The sequence below is a fragment of the Bacillus cereus group sp. MYBK79-1 genome (assembly GCF_051915365.1).
Classification (GTDB): domain Bacteria; phylum Bacillota; class Bacilli; order Bacillales; family Bacillaceae_G; genus Bacillus_A.
In genome coordinates this window covers 20,284-36,890 of sequence record NZ_JBQAEO010000004.1, presented here as the reverse complement: position 1 = coordinate 36,890, position 16,607 = coordinate 20,284, and the positions used below count along the sequence as shown (strand labels likewise).

Here is a 16,607-nt window from a genome sequence, read left to right as displayed (position 1 = left end):
TATGGTCAGCTTTAGTACTTTGTTAGCTTTTGCGATTGTTTCACTTAGCATGGTTTGTTCACCTGGGCCTAATATGATTTATCTTATCTCTCGTTCCATTACGCAAGGACGTATGGCTGGATTTATTTCTCTCTTAGGCATTATGCTCGGATTTGTAATTTATATAATCGCAACTATGTTCGGACTTACAGTTCTATTTCTTGCAGTACCCGCTGTCTACGAAGCAGTCAAGTGGGCAGGTGCCGCTTACTTGCTTTGGCTCGCCTGGAAGTCGATAAAACCGGGTGCTACTTCTATTATGGAACCTCGTACTATTTCTAATGAGCCACCACGGAAATTATTTCTAATGGGACTTATGACTAATCTTCTAAATCCAAAGATTGCTATTTTGTATGTGTCACTTTTACCCCAATTTGAAGATCCTGAGAAGGGATCGTTGCTTATACAAGGTGCAGTTTTAGGCCTTACGCAAATCACTGTTAGTTTTATAGTTAACCTTCTAATTGTGTTTACAGCAAGTAAAATTGCTACATGGTTTGGCACACGCCCAACGTGGCTACGAGTACAACGTTGGCTTATGGCAAGTGTATTAACGGGGCTTGCTGTACGTCTTGCTTTTGAGCGCCGACAGTAGGAGTATCTAAAAATTTGAAGGTCTAATTTAATGTTACGGCAGGAATGCCATTTTTTATTTTAAGGGTAGGATAAAAAGGGGAGGTATGTGAAAAATAGATTGGTTGTATGCCTAATATACAACGTCTAAAAAGCTCCCTTTGCTAAAAATTATTCACCCCTCTCATAAATAGAAGATCATTTTTATGAGAGGGGTTTATTCAGTTTAAGTCTATAAAAATTGAATGGAAGCAATGCAAGTTCTCACTTATTTAGAATAAGAGAAAAGATGATGTTTTATTTGTTCAATAAAATACTGATGGTGTATATTATCGTTCGATACTCGACTTGCAATAATAGCGCCCTCCATTGAAGATGCAAGAAAAGAAGCGAGCGATATAATGTCCATATCTTCTTTAAGTTCTTGTTTCTCTATTCCTTCTTTTATGAGAGAAGCCATTAACATTACTGTATCATCATAACCCTTTGCTGCTGCTTTTTGTAATTCTGGAAATACTCCAGTACTTTCAATTGCGCTATTAAGCAATGGACAGCCTCCAGCAATAGGGGGATTATTAGCTGCATCTTGATATATAAGGAAAATGGCAAGGATTTTATCGATTGCTGTCTTTTTATTTTCCATTAGAATGGGAACACATTAATATTCTAGGAAAATACCGATTTAGTATAAAAGAAATTGCATCATTAGACTCCCTACAATCACTACAAACAACTTAACAGTAAAAAGTCAATTATTCTCTTAGAGTACCGGAAATCGGCTTTTTCTTATGAAATTTTGCTTAGCGTACGAAATTCGCGTTTTGATGGTGCTACCCCATCCCTATCAAGCTAAGAAAACAAAATTCCTCCTAAAAAGAAAAAATACGCTATTCTTTCTGGAAAATCACAGGAAGGGATAACGTATTTTTTGCTTTATGGATAATGTAAAATCTTAATTTGACGGCGATGTGACGTGCTCCCTATATAATTGATTCATGTTTATTCATTATCCGTGCAAACTTTTTTATCTATTATTCTTTATAAATTGCAAAATTTAAAGCAAGCAAAGGAATTCTATTTTTTATAAACAGGTGGAATGCTTTGTGGAAAGTTGAAAATATCTTCTGGATCGTATTTAGCTTTCACTTGAGTCAATCGTTTGAAGTTTTCGCCATAATATAAATCTGACCATTCTTTAATTGAAAGATCTGGTGTGTTAACGTAGACACCTTTCGTAAAAGGAATCAATGCGTGACGAAAATCTTCTACCCAGCGAATCCCTTGTGCAGCTCTCTCAGGTTTGTCCCACGTGGAAAATAAAACCATATTCATTAGAGCTTTTCGATAAAAATAAGCCGTAGCTTCTTCGGATACTTCAGACACATTCCCACCTAAGCCCTGAAAAAATACGGAAACAGTAGAATTAGGTGGAGCTTGACTTATAAAATGTTGAATCGTAGCAATACCTTCTTCAGGTAATAAAGAGTCGAGAAAAGGTGCTACGCTTTTAAATGGAAAAGGAGTTGCAGGTTGATGATTGGATATTAACGTTATAGATTCTAAATAAGACAGTTCTCTTATGTCTACCTTTATAGGTGATCCAATTTGGAGAAGTGGTTGTATCAATTTCTGTAAGTCTGTAACTGAGCCATGAAAAATCCCATGCATCAACAAGGGAGATGTCTTTTCTGACGACAATAATAATGTGGGGGTAAAGCGTTTATCAGAAGTAGGTAGAGTATACTTTTGCCATTCCTGTATAACGGCTTTTAAATCCTGATGCCCCCAACTTACTTCAGCAAAACCAACAGTCTTAATTTCCTGAGTACGAAAGCGAAAAGATGTACAAATACCGAAACTCCCCCCTCCACCACGTAAAGCCCAAAATAAATCAGGATGCTCCTGATCATTAATTTGTAATACACAGCCGTTAGCATCAACCATTTCTATTTCTACTACATGATCAAGTAGTAGTCCTAATGGTCGAGAAAGAATACCTTGCCCGCCACCTAAAGCTATTCCTGCGATAGCTGGTTTAGGACAGACACCATTAGGAATAGCTAGTCCTTCTTTCCCAAGAAGCTCAGCTAAATGGAGATTTTTACAGCCAGCCCCTACTGTAACAGTTTTTGATGTTGGATCTATTTTTATTTGATTTATCTCACTGACATCAATTACAATACCACCATCTAAAACTGACAAACCTTCATAATTGTGACCTCCTGAACGTACTCGGATAGGTACGTTATTATGTAATGACCATCGTACCGCATTCACAACGTCTTGAGTATTTTGTGCAAAGACAATAACAAAAGGGAATCTATTAAAGAATGTGTTAAACGATTGACGTGCTGAATCATATTCTGCTTCACCAGGTGACACAATACGTCCTGTTAAACTTATATCTTCATCATAGTGCATATAGAAACCTCACTTTCCTTGCAAGAATTTTTAATGCTATCATGTTAATAGTATGTATGTGAAAAAAAGTAAGAACCGCCAATTATATTGGTGATTCTTACTTTTTTTCATAAAATCAAACCATTCTATTGCGCTTTTCAATCGACAAAAGCCGTTTTTGAGCCTTTATTGTTACTATATGGGGTAGTGACGCATGCCTATCAACCTAAGAATTCAGAAATATTCCAAAACAAAAAAGAGCTTTTTTGTTACAAATTAGAACAAAATCTTGTTCTGGGGGTACTATCTCTAAAAAAATTGATACTATTATCCTCGGAAGAGCTTATACAACAGCGATATGAAAAGTATAGACAAATAGAGAATTATAAATGAAAGTATTTAAAGTCCGTATTACATTTCGGAGGATTCTCGCAAAAAAATTCTAAATATTTTGTAAGTAACCTCTTGAACTGGGATATGCTGATACTATTACTCTACAAAAGATGTGTGATCGGTATGGAAAAGGAAAATTTGTTCAAATGGAAGCATTATCAACCAGACATCATCTTGTTAACGGTACAACCTTAGTTTTCGTGATTTGATGGAAATGCTAGAAGAACGGGGTTTATCCATTTCTCATACGATTCCGTTAGGAATATATGTGCTTTATTCTACTGTATTTTATTTTTGCACCAGAACCACTTGTTTTACCGGACAAATCTGTCCAAAGCGAGAAAGAATTTATTCATAAATTGTTTGGCCTAGCTTCATAAGATAGAAATGAAAAGGAAATTGCTACTCTATGTTTCTAACTAACATTTTTGCACCAGAACCATATAAAAAGAGGACGAATAGTTACGTCTTCTTTTTATATGGTTATATTAGCAGGGGATAGTGATAGAAAAGTGTGTTCCTTTTCCTAGTTCACTTTCTATCTCTATATCTCCGTTTAATTCTTTAATAATACTGTACGCAATCATAGTACCAAGCCCAGTACCTTTTTCTGTTGTTGAATAAAATGGCAAGGCAATACGTTTTATTTGTTGGGAAGACATTCCTATTCCTGTATCAATGATATCAATTACAATATTATCTTTTATTTTTTGTATATTTATTTGTAATACGCCACCATTTTTCATAGCCTCAATTCCATTTTGTATGATGTTGGTTAGACATATTTTTAATTTTTCAGGATTAGCATTTATGTAAAGGGAATCTGTTGTAATATGCTGTTTTATTTCAACATTATATGAAAGAGCGAGTGGTGAAATATTATCTTTCACTTGATTTAATATGTAATTAATATCTAGTTCCTCTTTTATAATATTTTGTGGTTTGGTTAAAGATAAATAGTTATTAATAGTAGATTGTATTTGCTGCATTTCAAGTAACATAATTTCTAAGTACTTATCTTGAGACATCTTAGCACTCTCATCTTCATTTAGTAATTGAGTGAATCCACGTACCGTGGTCAGTGGATTATGAATTTCATGCGCGATCGATGCAGCTAGTTCGCTAGCTATATAAAATTTTTCTGCTCTTTGCATTCTTTCTTTTATTTTATATTTCTTGATCATTCCTTCTATTAAATAAACTGATAATAATACTGTGAAAATATTTATGATTATATAATTGAATAAAAATTCAATGAGAGTAGAGTCAATTTTACCACCTGTATCTATTTGCGTTACAATACCGCAGATAGAAAGGGAAGTTGTACATATCAAAATAAGTAGAATACTTAATAATATCTTCTTTTCCTTGAAATAAGTAGGTGACAAGTAACGAAACATGATTGTAATAACAGAAATAATAGTAAAGATAATAAATGATGGGAAGACTCCGCTTCCACCTAAGTAAAATCTATAAGAAAGATATAAAAATCCAATACAAATAATGCTCTTTGTATTTCCATATAGAAAAACTAATATAATGGGAATAAAACGTAAATCATAAATGAACCCAGCGTGTAAATGAAAAGGAAAAGTCATACAAAAAATAATTGCAATGGAGGAAAGTACAGAAATTAATATATTATTACATGCCATTTTTTCTTTATGTTCTAGCCAAAATACTTGGTAACTAAGGATACAAATAATAATAATAAATGTATTTAATAATAGTGTAGGAATTCCCATAGTTTATACCTCTCTGAGAGTTTGTAAGTAGGATTATGTCTGTGTTTAATCTAGGTGTTTGATTTTATTAGATTTTCTATCTTTAAAAAAGAAAAGGCACTTGAAAAAGTGCTTTTTTACCATTTATATTAAAATCGATGAGGAAGATAGAATAAAAAGTTACTTTTACTTATGAACAAAAAAATTGAAAGTTTGTATAGGTAAAAGATGAAGCAAATTACTGAAATAGTTACGTTTCTCTGGAGTGAATATTCCGAAAAAACATTGTGTATGGCGAAATCCATTTTATAACCTTCGCCATATTAACATGCAACTTATTAAATTACAAATAAAAAATTAAAAATTATTATTTTTTTGTTATTTTAATTTATTTAAAAACGTAAAAGTATTCAAGAGGTTACCATTGAGATGCTAGGGTACTTAGACCAATATTCGAACTTTGTAATAACGTTGTTACTTTTTTTGCTAATATTCTTAATACTAATTTTAGTATAATTAATTAATCGAAAGTTCTGACAATTATTTGCATACCCTTTTTTTATATCATTTTATATTAAATACAATGATATTTATTGTCACATAATAATGCAAATTTCCAGTAAACTAATAGAAAAAATCCTATAAAAACATAATTTACAATCTTTTATATAAATATTGCAGGTGTAAATGGAATAAAATTTCATTATTAATACATAGATTCAATCTGAAAATATCTGTTTACATATTAAAATATCTTTGTAGTGGTCCTTCATGCCAAGAATCGTTTCCGTACTCCAACTAGCGTTATTCTAGTATTTTACCAAGTTTCTTATTTTGTTAAGGTATCCTAATATCGTTACTTTTGTAAAAAAAATCATAATATTTAAATATTATGATTTTTGGTGGATGTTGAGAAAATAAATAATTTGTAAAAATAATATAATATTTGTAACTTTATGTCTTATAATATGAAATATCTTCGTTGTGATTATTTTAAATATTTGAATAATACATCAGATTCATTTTATCTAGGGAGGTTTTAAAATTGGGGAGAAGAGTTGTTAAAAGAGTTTTTGCATTATTATCAGTACTAGCATTATTCTTTAATGTGTTTCTACCGAAGGCAAATGCGGAGGTTATGACGCATGAAAAGTATTCAATGAACTGGAGTTATAGCAACAGTTTAGGAAAGGATATCCGAACTGAAATTATTAAAAATTCAAGCGGTCAAATTGCTTATTGTTTAACTCTTGGCTTAAAATCACCAAATGGTGAAGATCTTCCTGAAATGGGAAAAACAGATAATGTAGTATATAGGGTTCTATTAAATGGTTTCCCACAAAAAAGTATAGAACAACTGGGAGTAGCTAATAAGAATGAAGCACATTATGCAACTCAGCTTGCGGTTTGGAATGCATTAGGTCAACTTGATGTAAATGAATTAAAGCATGAAAATAAAAATGTTGAAAAAGCGGCTAAGACAATTATTAATGCTGCAAATACAAGTGAAGATACTCAAGATATTTTTATGAATGTAATTCCTGCTGAAAAGCAAAAGGCAGAATTAAAGGGTGAGTTTTTTGAAACAAACCTATACACAGTACAAACAAATGCTAAGAGTGGTTCTTATAAAGTAGTAGCGAAAAATGCACCTAATGGAGTTAAAATTGTTAGTGAAAATGGAGAAGTGAAAGATCAGCTTTCACTTGGGGAAAAATTCCGTATCCAAATTCCTAAAGATATAAAAACAGGTGAATTTAATCTAAGTGTTGCTGCAAATTTAACTAAAGTTCAAGCAATTGCTTATCGCGGTACTGATACTGTTCAGAATGCTACAGTGCTACTAGAAAGAAATGAGGAAAAGCTTAGTAGTGACCTTGCAGTAAATTGGGAAGCTGCTGGTTCTTTAAAAATTAAAAAGGTTGGGGAAAATGGAGAAATATTAGCTGGTGCAGTATTTGAAGTCTTTAATGCAAATAATGAATCAGTTGGAAAAATAACGACGGGTGCTGATGGTACTGCAGAATTAAATAACCTACCAATTGGTACCTACACAGTAAAAGAAATTAAAGCACCAACAGGTTATGTTTCAGGTGATAAACCACAAACTATTGAAGTTAAGACAGGGGAAATAGGAGCTGTTCAAGTAGTAAACAACAAAGTAAAAGGTAACATCGAAATAAAAAAACTTAGTGATTCAGGTAAGATGTTGCCTAATGTTGAATTCACGGTCTTTACTGAAGATGGAAAAGAAGTGAAAAAAGTAGTAACAAAAGAAAATGGAATTGCAAATGTTGATGGTCTTACGTATGGTAAATATTATTTCTTAGAGACGAAAACACCTAATGGATATATTGGAAATAAAACAAAGTATCCTTTTGAAATTAAAGAGCACAATAAAACACTTACTTTTACAGTGGAAAATACAGAAGTGAAAGGTAGTGTGAAATTACTAAAAGTAGATAATGAAGATATCAGTAAAAAATTAGAAGGTGCAGTATTCGAGCTAAAAGATGCAAGCGGGAAAGTAATTGGGGAATATAAGACAGATAAAAATGGTGAAGTTAACGTCAAAGATTTAGCGTATGGTAAATATTCATTTGTAGAAAAGGCTTCTCCAAATGGTTACGTTCTTATTACAGAACCAATTGTGTTCGAAATAAAGGAACATGGAAAAATTATTGAGCTATTAGCAGTTAATCATCTTATCAAAGGTGATCTAGAAATTACAAAAGTTGATGTAGCTGATGGAAACAATAAGCTTCCGAATGCAGAGTTTACTATTTATAATGAAGCAGGAAAAGAAGTAGTTAAAGGGAAAACAGACGATAAAGGTATCGCGAAGTTTGAAAAGTTACCATTTGGAAAATACACATATAAAGAAACTGTTGCACCAAAAGGTTATGTATTGAATGAAGAAATATTCTCTTTTGAGATCAAAGAGAATGGTCACATCATTAAACATATTGTCAAAGATGAAAAGATTCCATCAGTAAAAACAACAGCTACTGATAAAACCGATGGTACAAAAGAAATGCACACTTCTAAGTCTGTAACAATCCAAGATAAAGTGGAATACAAAGACCTACAAGTAGGTAAAGAGTACACTTTAAAAGGTAAATTAATGGATAAAGAAACTAATAACCCATTAGTTGTAAATGGTAAAGAAGTAACAGCTGAAACTAAGTTTACACCAAAAGAAGTAAATGGTTCTATTACATTAGACTTCACATTTGATGCAACTGGTTTAGAAGAAAAAGAAATAGTAGTATTCGAAGAGTTACTGAAAGACGGAAAAGTTGTTACTACACATGCTGATATCAATGATAAAGGTCAAACAGTTAAGTTCGTTAAGCCATCAGTAAAAACAACTGCTACAAACAAAGCTGATAGTGGAAAAGAGATACATTCAAAGGATTCTATCACAATCCAGGATAAAGTGGAGTACACTAACTTAGTTGTTGGTAAAGAGTACACTGTAAAAGGAAAATTAATGAACAAAGCTATTAACGAACCATTATTAATTGATGGTAAAGAAGTAACAGCTGAGACTAAATTTATTGCAAAAGAAAAGAATGGTTTTGTAACATTAGACTTTACTTTCGTTGGTGCTGAACAGCAAGGAAGAGAAGTAGTTGTGTTCGAAGACTTATTACATGAAGGGCAAGTAATTGCAACTCACGCTGACATTAACGATGTAGGTCAAACAGTTCGATTTGTAGAGCCTTCAATTAAAACGACAGCTACAAATAAAGCTGATGGTTCTAAAGAGTTAGACGCTTCTAAAACAGTAACTATCCAAGATAAAGTTGAATACAAAGACTTAATCGTGGGTAAAGAGTACGTAGTAAAAGGTAAACTAATGGATAAAGCAACAAAAAAACCATTATTAGTAAATGGTAAAGAAGTAACAGTAGAATCTAAGTTTACTGCTAAAGAGAAGAATAGTTCTATCACACTCGATTTCACATTCAATGCTTCTGCATTACAAGGTAAAGAAGTGGTAGTGTTTGAAGAATTGTATCAAGATAATGTCTTGGTAGCTATTCACGTTGACATCGAAGATAAGGGTCAGACAGTGAAATTTAAAGAAGTAAAACCGGAGCAACCAAAATCAGAACAGCCGAATCAAGATAAAAATACTTCAACATCAGAGCAACCTAAAGAGCAACCACAACCTAAGAAAGAAGTTCAATCTAAAATAGGATGGTTACCGCAAACAGGTGCAGACCTTACAAGTTGGATCTCTATGGCTGCAGGTGCATTATTGTTAATTGTTGGTGGAGTGATTTTCCTAAAACGTAAAAATGCATAAAAATTAAAAAATAAGCACATCTGTTTTTTTACAAGATGTGCTTATTTTTATGTTAATAATTTAGTCCTATTTACAGTATTTTAATCTATTTGATTATTTTTGAGTTGTTGTAATAATTCCCTGTTTTCTTTTCCTTAGCTTCCAAAGTGTCAGCTTCTAAATTCACTGTGAGACAAAATCCCTTAGCTATTTCAAAAGGTCTCATAGAGAACTGGGGGATATAATGCTCTTTTTTTACAAACTGTGTTTTTTCTGCCGTGATAAAGCAACAAATCCTTTCCTGCTATCATTATAGAGATAATTTTATCAAAAAAAGAGAGCGTTATCTCTTCAATTTAGATAAATGGGACACAAAGTAGTATGGTGTGACAGAAGTGGCTTTGGCCTTACTGAAATGTTAAAGGGAATTTTCATTCATATAGATTGTTTTAAAAAAGGTGCGAAGTCAATTCTATGACTTTGCACCTTCATATTTCACTTGAACTTTGTTTAAGCGCGTTTATCTACTCATTGTTACGCGTGAATTGCGTTTAAAATCGACACTTTATTCGTAGTAAATAATACATAATTTTGTTTTACAGTTCTAATTAATATACGATCAGTTGTCCCATATGCTGTTCCGATACGGATTGCACTTGGTTCTTCAACACCCGCATAGGTAGCATCTTCGGTAACCTCGATTACATCACGTAATGGAATCGTGACCTCCGCAAATTGCCATGAAATAATTAACTCTTCTTTTGTTTTTTTGACATCAATACCTAGCATTATACCAAGACCTTTCTATAATAGAATGCTACACTTCTTATCCTATTATACAAATTTTTAGATTATTTTTCTACATGTATGAATAGAGCTGATATTTTAAGGGTGTCAAAAGAAAGGGAAGATATACTATCAATCTATTAAGGAATACGTTATGAAGAAAAGTTCACAGGGAATTAATATGGATTTGATATGGTTGAAGTATGATGAATGAGTAACAGTAGGAGTTGCAGGAAGGAAATGAATGATGAGACTTAAATTAGTAGGAACCTTAACTTGTATAGTAGTAATGTTAGGTATCTTTATCATTTACACCAATATATCTATTGGTAAAGAACCATATAAGACAAACTATGAAACTAGTGAAAACTCCATAAATAAAGAAAAAAATAGTAAGCAAAATAGGACTTCAAATAAGATAGCAAGTTCTTTTGCTAGTGTACAGGCTGTAGTAAATAAGGAATATGGTTTACCCGAAGACTATATGCCAGAGGATTTAGTTGTACCAAATGTACCGTTCTCATTTAGTGGAACGGTAGAAAAGAGTCATCTTCGTAAAGAAGCAGCGGAAGCATTAGAAAAACTATTCCTTTTAGCTAAGCAAGATGAGATCCAGTTGAATGCTGTTTCAGGATTTCGTTCCTATGAGTATCAAAAAGGTCTGTATGCCAACAATGTTAAAAAGAAAGGGCAAGAGCATACGGATCGCTTCTCTGCAAAGCCAGGGCATAGCGAACATCAAACAGGGTTAACGATGGATGTTTCTTCTAAAAGTGCGAACAATGAACTAGAGCTATCCTTTGCGAATACGAAGGAAGGAAAATGGCTGAAAGAAAACGCGCATCGTGCAGGGTTTATCATTCGTTATCCTAAGGGGAAGGAAAGTATTACGGGTTATGCATATGAACCTTGGCATATTCGCTATGTAGGAGATATTGCTGAAAATATATATAAGGAAAAACTGACTTTAGAAGAATATATGAATCTGTGAAAATAGAATTGAAGAGTTAAACTGTATTCATTGTTTGTGAATGCTACTTTTTCTATTAAAAAGCCTAATTTCTCAATGTTTTGTAGAGAAATTAGGTTTTTTTCATCACTTCATTAGAGTTTTTTAGGCTTCGTTCGTTGGTATACTTCACACAATATTATAAAGGAAATAGAACTTACTGAAGATAACATATGAATGTTTTATAAATGTATCAAAAAAGTGAACAAAATCGTTATTTTGCACAACAAGGTAGTCAGCTTAATGAAATAACTGCTTGTAAAAAAAAGAAGCCCTACAGAAAATATTACAGAGCTTCACCAAGTTGAGTTATGTCGTATTCACAAGGGATTTTAACATGATATTTGTGTTGAATAAACTGGTAAATGTGTCCAAGTAATTTGGAGCTATTTTATAAAAAAAGAGAAGCGCTTAATCAGGACGCTCCTCTTAATGCCAATACACAATAACTATCCCATTATACTGTATAAGCGTAAAATATTTAACAACTACCTTCATGGTAAATATTTCATTTTTGTCTTAGTACCTTTAAATCACGAAAAAAGGTTCCGCTGTTTCCAACAGAACCTTTCCTAAAATGGCAAAGAGTAACTCTTACCTTACTCTTTGTTCATATACTACAGGAGTATTAATGAAAATCCAAGGCTCCTTATATTGAGAAATAAAGAAGAATCATTCTAAGGAATCTTATCTTTGTTATAAATATAAGAGCAGTTAGCAAAAACTAACTGCCCATCTCCAAGGGGGAACAAGGAGAAAAATCTAATGTCATCTATATTATTGACGGAATATTGAGTTTTACTCATAAAAAACTACGTTTAACTTAATGCATAACCCACAATCAAAGTTAGTGTTAAAAACACTGATAATAACAATGTTAGTAAGACTGTTGCTACACTCCTAAGCATCGCAATCCAATTATTCATCTTAGAAAATCCTATAATGCCAGCAAAAAAAGTTCCTATTGTTAAAACTAGTAATATAAATAAAGGGTGAATGTGTAATGAATCCGTGAAAAATTTGAATAATTCAAGTGGAATTTCAAAATATAAACGGAATAGTCCAACGCTAATCAAAGAGTATATAAAGGACCATAGATTGAGGTTATGCTTCATAGCTTTCTCCTATATTTTCAAAATAGTTTTACTCAATTTTAATGGGAAATAAAAGAAAAAGATAGAGGTTATAAAGAAGAATCAATTTTTTAACAAAATAATCCTTTTAATAGAAAGCGAGGAATAACAATGGGACATGGATGCTTTTATCTTTGTTATATAGAAATTATACATTAAACATATATTTATAAGCGCTGTTACGACACGCTAAGGAATAAGTAATAAAAAGATGAGGCCAATGAAACCGTATAAAAACCAAAAGAATCCTAAGATGGGGAATGTTTTATGAAAATTAAGCATAGTAAACCTCCTTGGGTATATAGAGGATTATAATATATCGTTGGTCTATTTAGAAGAAAAAACATAAATTAGTACACATTAAACGTGAATTTGAACAAAATGGACATTTTAAAGTAGCGAATGCGCTGCTTTTTTATTTTATCAAATAAATTGTTCTTGAGTAGAAATGAAAATAGGGGTTTGCCTTAAACATTTATTATTAATCAAGAATATGAGTATAGAAACAGGTCTAAATTCAGTAATGGTGGATGGGATTGTTATGGACATAACTCAAAGTGTGGTAAGAATAGTCGTAAATGGGAAAGACCTTCTGTTCACTTCAGTTCAAACCTCTGCATGGAATCATGGACCTGTAAATGATTTAATCGTTTCGACGAATTAGAGAGTGAATGAGCTTTATCAATTCATGTGGTCACAAGTAACAGTTACGATCTCGGTGTATTTTCTTCAAGGGGCGGACTTAATGAGATTCGCTTGGATCGCTGGAATTAATGAACGTGTAACGGGAGAATATATATCATTTCATTTGGGGATAAGAAGAATTCAAAGTAGCTTAACAGCTGTTTTTTTATTTTGCATAAAAAAAGGAACCATAATAGGCTCCGGCTCCTTAATTTGATTCAGAAGTTGTGTAGTTTTTCTTGATGATATCTTTTATGTTGATAATTAAGGATATAAGGAATCCAGCAGCTAGAATACCGTTTACCCAGTAATATGTATTCCCGGATGTAAATTTATTATAAAAGGAATCAATATTATAATACACTAAGCCTGCTGAAATGACGGTAGAGATTACTAACGTACCAAAACTTTTCATGACGCCTTCCTCTGATTCTGAAATTTTAGACTTTTAATACAATTATACATTTAAATAAAAAGGTTTACAAAGGAATTACCATAAGGAGGAGTTATAACGAGTTTCTTCCAATTGATGGTTTTTATTTTTGAAAAAATAACTATTTTATAAAAAAAATTTTTTGACCCCCATAAAATTATTTGTTCTTTCGAATATATATAAGTAGAAGAAAACAAATGAAAGAAAAAGCTAAAATTACCAAAAATATAGCGAAGAGTTATTCAAAGATTGCAGCTAAAATAGAAAAGAGCAAGTGGTATCGCAAAGAAAACAATAAAGAAGTACAAAATATAGATTTCGCTCTAGCGTAAGTAGAAAAAATAATCATTTAAAAATATGAACAGTAGCAAGCAGACAAGAACAAAGTAAAGTATTAATAAAATTTTGTTAAATGGTCACTTGTTTCGTGACCATTTTGCTATTTAAAGCAGAAGGAGGCTGAGAGATTACTAGTGTTGAGTTTAGTAATGAAAGTCTTAAAAAAAACGACAATAGAAGATATCGTATATAACATACAAAACAACAGTGAAGATAAAGAAGCTTTTATCGTACAGTATCAGCCGTTTATTAGAAAATCAATATCGTCTGTCTGTCGCCGATATATTACAGAACAGGATGATGAATATAGTATTGGGTTGTTTGCATTTAATGAAGCAATTGAACAATATTCATTTAAAAAAGGGAAATCTTTTCTAGCGTTTGCTAATCTTCTTATAAAAAGAGATGTAATTGACTATATACGTAAGGAGTCTAAGCATAACTTTGTCTTTTTAAAAGAAGATGAGCAAGAGGAAATATTAGAAATGCAAGTATCGCTTACGGAGTATATGAAAGAGATGGAAAATAGTAACCGTAGGGAGGAAATTCTTCATTTTCAAAGTGTGTTAGCTGAGTTTAAAATCACATTTTCAGAGCTTGCTAAAGAATCTCCTAAGCATCGTGATACGCGTAAGCACTTAATAGAAATCGTGAAGATTATTATAAAAGAAGAGGAAATGATGGAAGAGCTGTTCCGAAAGAAAAAATTACCGCTTAAACATATTGAACCACGAGTTAGGGTAAGTCGTAAAACGTTGGAACGACATAGAAAATACATTATTGCAATGTGTATTATTTTTGCAAACAACTATACATATATTCTTGATTACATAAGAGGGGAAAAGCATGATGAATAAAGGAATTGTAATGGATATAAAAAAACATAACGTAGTTGTTTTAACTCCAAATGGTGAGTTTATTACATGTAAAAGAAAAGGGGATTCTTGCGTGATTGGAGAGGAAATCTCGTTTGAAGAACAAGAACAAAGAGCATCGCGTTTTTCAATCCCTTATTTCTTAAAGCCGGCTTCATTACTTATTGCTTGTTTTCTATGTGCACTTTTATTTTTCTACAACCAACCGGAAAAAAAAGTATTTGCTTATGTCTCAGTTGATATAAATCCAAGCTTAGAGGCGAGTGTAACGAAGGATTTTCGTGTTATGGATTTGCGAGCTTGTAATGATGATGGAAGGCGTATTTTAAAAGAAATGAAGCAATGGGAAAATAAACATGTGCAAGACGTAATACGTACTATTATAAAGCTGAGTCAAGAGGATAAGTACTTAACGAATGATAAGGAAGTTATGCTAACAGCTGTTGCAAAGGACAAGTTGCTTGAACCACAGTTGGAAAAGGCTATGCAGCAATTAAAGAAAGAGTATGAGATAAAACATATTACAGTCGAATATCAAAGCAGTACGATGCAAATACGGGAGGACGCCAAGAAAGCAGGAGTTGGAACGGGCGTTTATATAAAACAAGAGAATGAGAAGCAAAAATCGCTTACTCCACCTGCACCGCCGTCTAATCAAGAACAACAAAAGTCATCTTCTGATGCATCATCGGATGTGCCACCTGTAAAAGAAGAAAGTAACGAGAAGAAAGAGTATATAGAACAAAAGCAATATAAGGAACAGCAACCGAAGCAAATAAAAGAAAATAATGAGAAGCAGCAAGGGAACAATGGAAGAGGCTCTCAAGGGAATAATGGAAGAGGCTCGCAGCAAGGAAATAATAGAACCCAGCAAGAGAATAATGGTAGAGGGTCTCAAGGTAATAATGGACATAAGCAAGAGGAGAACAACGGAAGAGGCTCTCAAGGAAGTAATGGAAATCAGCAAGGGAATAACGGAAGAGGCTCTCAAGGTAATAATGGGAATCAGCAAGGAAACAACGGAAGAGAATCACAAGGAAATAATGGGCACCAGCAAGGGAACAACGGAAGAGAATCACAAGGAAATAATGGGCACCAGCAAGGGAACAACGGAAGAGAATCACAAGGAAATAATGGGCACCAGCAAGGGAATAACGGAAGAGGGTCCCAAGGGAATAGTGGAAATCAGCAAGGGAATAACGGAAGAGAATCACAAGGAAATAATGGGCGCCAGCAAGGGAACAACGGAAGAGGGCCACAAGGAAATAATGGAAATCAGCAAGAGAATAACGGAAGAGGATCGCATGGAAATAATGGGCACCAACAAGAGAACAATGGTAGAGGGTATCAGTAAGGAAAGCTCCTACACATAATATCGAGTAAAAGAAAAATCTATAGAATTGGGAGGAAGCCCTCCATCTGAAAAGATTTTTTAATGTTTTTTTAAAATGACGGACATAAAATCGTATATCCTTTCGAATTATATATATGGATATCATTAATAGTTATATAAAAGGAGAGAAAAAATATGAAAATGTATGAAGAAATCACTGAAGTATTAAAGGTATTAGCACATCCTGTCCGTTTATCATTAGTAAAAATAATGCTTGCAAAAGGTCCTATTAACGTAACGACAATGTATGAAATGTTACAAATGCCTCAAAGTACAATTAGTCAACATTTATCAAAACTAAAAGCTACGAAAGTCGTTACAGGTACTCGGAAAGGGTTAGAAATTTATTATGAAGTAACGGATAATCGTACAAAAGCGATACTGTTAAGTCTGGCTTAAAGAGTGAAGGTTAGACTTCAAAATGAAGTAAGCCATTCGCGACTATAATTTTCTTGTTAATATTAGTCGTATGCATTGTTGTTTTTAATTTGTTTCATGCACTTCTTTATTTGGGTTTTGCCGTATCACTATC

The 16,607-nt window shown here is 32.8% G+C and carries 12 protein-coding genes and 3 pseudogenes; 9 read left to right on the top strand and 6 right to left on the bottom strand.

What is annotated here, in order from left to right:
• Position 1: 1 nt before the first annotated feature.
• Positions 2-634, top strand: coding sequence for a LysE family translocator (locus ACTFOB_RS08920; RefSeq protein ID WP_440025811.1), 633 nt, complete (start codon positions 2-4; stop codon positions 632-634).
• Positions 635-880: 246 nt separating this feature from the next.
• Here the strand turns inward: ACTFOB_RS08920 and ACTFOB_RS08915 are convergent.
• A pseudogene (locus ACTFOB_RS08915) lies at positions 881-1,255 on the bottom strand (TetR family transcriptional regulator C-terminal domain-containing protein); the annotation flags it as partial.
• 431 nt (positions 1,256-1,686) lie between these two features.
• Positions 1,687-3,033, bottom strand: coding sequence for an FAD-binding oxidoreductase (locus ACTFOB_RS08910; RefSeq protein WP_440025813.1), 1,347 nt, complete (start codon positions 3,031-3,033; stop codon positions 1,687-1,689).
• 495 nt (positions 3,034-3,528) lie between these two features.
• On the opposite strand from ACTFOB_RS08910, the pseudogene ACTFOB_RS08905 reads away from it, so the two are divergent.
• Positions 3,529-3,655: pseudogene (locus tag ACTFOB_RS08905) on the top strand (IS6 family transposase); the annotation flags it as partial.
• A gap of 238 nt (positions 3,656-3,893) precedes the next feature.
• Here the strand turns inward: ACTFOB_RS08905 and ACTFOB_RS08900 are convergent.
• Positions 3,894-5,150 carry an ATP-binding protein gene (locus ACTFOB_RS08900; RefSeq protein WP_440025814.1) on the bottom strand — a complete coding sequence of 419 codons (1,257 nt, stop codon included), beginning with the start codon at positions 5,148-5,150 and terminating at the stop codon, positions 3,894-3,896.
• 1,024 nt (positions 5,151-6,174) lie between these two features.
• Here ACTFOB_RS08900 and ACTFOB_RS08895 point away from each other — a divergent pair.
• Positions 6,175-9,444: a VaFE repeat-containing surface-anchored protein gene (locus tag ACTFOB_RS08895; RefSeq protein WP_440025816.1), complete on the top strand. Its 3,270-nt coding sequence runs from the start codon at positions 6,175-6,177 to the stop codon at positions 9,442-9,444.
• A gap of 513 nt (positions 9,445-9,957) precedes the next feature.
• Here ACTFOB_RS08895 and ACTFOB_RS08890 read toward each other — a convergent pair.
• Positions 9,958-10,212, bottom strand: coding sequence for a SunI/YnzG family protein (locus ACTFOB_RS08890; protein WP_002035246.1), 255 nt, complete (start codon positions 10,210-10,212; stop codon positions 9,958-9,960).
• Positions 10,213-10,456: 244 nt separating this feature from the next.
• On the opposite strand from ACTFOB_RS08890, the gene ACTFOB_RS08885 reads away from it, so the two are divergent.
• On the top strand, positions 10,457-11,200 hold the full coding sequence (locus tag ACTFOB_RS08885; protein WP_440025854.1) for a M15 family metallopeptidase: 744 nt from the start codon (positions 10,457-10,459) through the stop codon (positions 11,198-11,200).
• Between the two features lie 836 nt (positions 11,201-12,036).
• On the opposite strand, the gene ACTFOB_RS08880 is transcribed toward ACTFOB_RS08885, so the two are convergent.
• Positions 12,037-12,333, bottom strand: a complete 297-nt coding sequence (locus ACTFOB_RS08880; protein WP_440025818.1) for a hypothetical protein — start codon at positions 12,331-12,333, stop codon at positions 12,037-12,039.
• Between the two features lie 466 nt (positions 12,334-12,799).
• Here ACTFOB_RS08880 and ACTFOB_RS08875 point away from each other — a divergent pair.
• A pseudogene (locus tag ACTFOB_RS08875) lies at positions 12,800-13,169 on the top strand (hypothetical protein).
• Between the two features lie 74 nt (positions 13,170-13,243).
• On the opposite strand, the gene ACTFOB_RS08870 reads toward ACTFOB_RS08875, so the two are convergent.
• Positions 13,244-13,450 (bottom strand): hypothetical protein, encoded by a 207-nt coding sequence (locus ACTFOB_RS08870; RefSeq protein WP_000834521.1) that lies wholly within the window; start codon positions 13,448-13,450, stop codon positions 13,244-13,246.
• Positions 13,451-13,665: 215 nt separating this feature from the next.
• Between ACTFOB_RS08870 and ACTFOB_RS08865 the strand changes: the two genes are divergently transcribed.
• From ACTFOB_RS08865 to ACTFOB_RS08850, 4 genes are all read left to right on the top strand, one after another.
• Positions 13,666-13,800, top strand: coding sequence for a hypothetical protein (locus ACTFOB_RS08865; protein ID WP_440025819.1), 135 nt, complete (start codon positions 13,666-13,668; stop codon positions 13,798-13,800).
• A gap of 141 nt (positions 13,801-13,941) precedes the next feature.
• Complete coding sequence (sigI, locus tag ACTFOB_RS08860) at positions 13,942-14,664, top strand: RNA polymerase sigma factor SigI (RefSeq protein WP_440025821.1); 723 nt, start codon at positions 13,942-13,944, stop codon at positions 14,662-14,664.
• Entirely contained in the window at positions 14,657-16,036 is a 1,380-nt protein-coding gene (locus ACTFOB_RS08855; RefSeq protein ID WP_440025823.1) for an anti-sigma-I factor RsgI family protein, read from the top strand. Before sigI ends, ACTFOB_RS08855 begins: the two co-directional genes overlap by 8 nt.
• 174 nt (positions 16,037-16,210) lie before the next feature.
• Positions 16,211-16,474, top strand: a complete 264-nt coding sequence (locus ACTFOB_RS08850; protein ID WP_440025825.1) for an ArsR/SmtB family transcription factor — start codon at positions 16,211-16,213, stop codon at positions 16,472-16,474.
• The last annotated feature ends 133 nt before the right edge of the window (positions 16,475-16,607 follow it).

What these genes read in the sequence shown, in the direction of transcription:
- ACTFOB_RS08920 (WP_440025811.1), top strand. Translation starts at nt 2, where the DNA reads ATGGTCAGCTTTAGTACTTTGTTAGCTTTTGCGATTGTTTCACTTAGC.
- ACTFOB_RS08880 (WP_440025818.1), bottom strand. Translation starts at nt 12,333, where the DNA reads ATGAAGCATAACCTCAATCTATGGTCCTTTATATACTCTTTGATTAGC.
- ACTFOB_RS08900 (WP_440025814.1), bottom strand. Translation starts at nt 5,150, where the DNA reads ATGGGAATTCCTACACTATTATTAAATACATTTATTATTATTATTTGT.
- ACTFOB_RS08865 (WP_440025819.1), top strand. Translation starts at nt 13,666, where the DNA reads ATGAAAGAAAAAGCTAAAATTACCAAAAATATAGCGAAGAGTTATTCA.
- ACTFOB_RS08890 (WP_002035246.1), bottom strand. Translation starts at nt 10,212, where the DNA reads ATGCTAGGTATTGATGTCAAAAAAACAAAAGAAGAGTTAATTATTTCA.
- ACTFOB_RS08885 (WP_440025854.1), top strand. Translation starts at nt 10,457, where the DNA reads ATGAGACTTAAATTAGTAGGAACCTTAACTTGTATAGTAGTAATGTTA.
- ACTFOB_RS08870 (WP_000834521.1), bottom strand. Translation starts at nt 13,450, where the DNA reads ATGAAAAGTTTTGGTACGTTAGTAATCTCTACCGTCATTTCAGCAGGC.
- ACTFOB_RS08910 (WP_440025813.1), bottom strand. Translation starts at nt 3,033, where the DNA reads ATGCACTATGATGAAGATATAAGTTTAACAGGACGTATTGTGTCACCT.
- ACTFOB_RS08850 (WP_440025825.1), top strand. Translation starts at nt 16,211, where the DNA reads ATGAAAATGTATGAAGAAATCACTGAAGTATTAAAGGTATTAGCACAT.
- ACTFOB_RS08855 (WP_440025823.1), top strand. Translation starts at nt 14,657, where the DNA reads ATGAATAAAGGAATTGTAATGGATATAAAAAAACATAACGTAGTTGTT.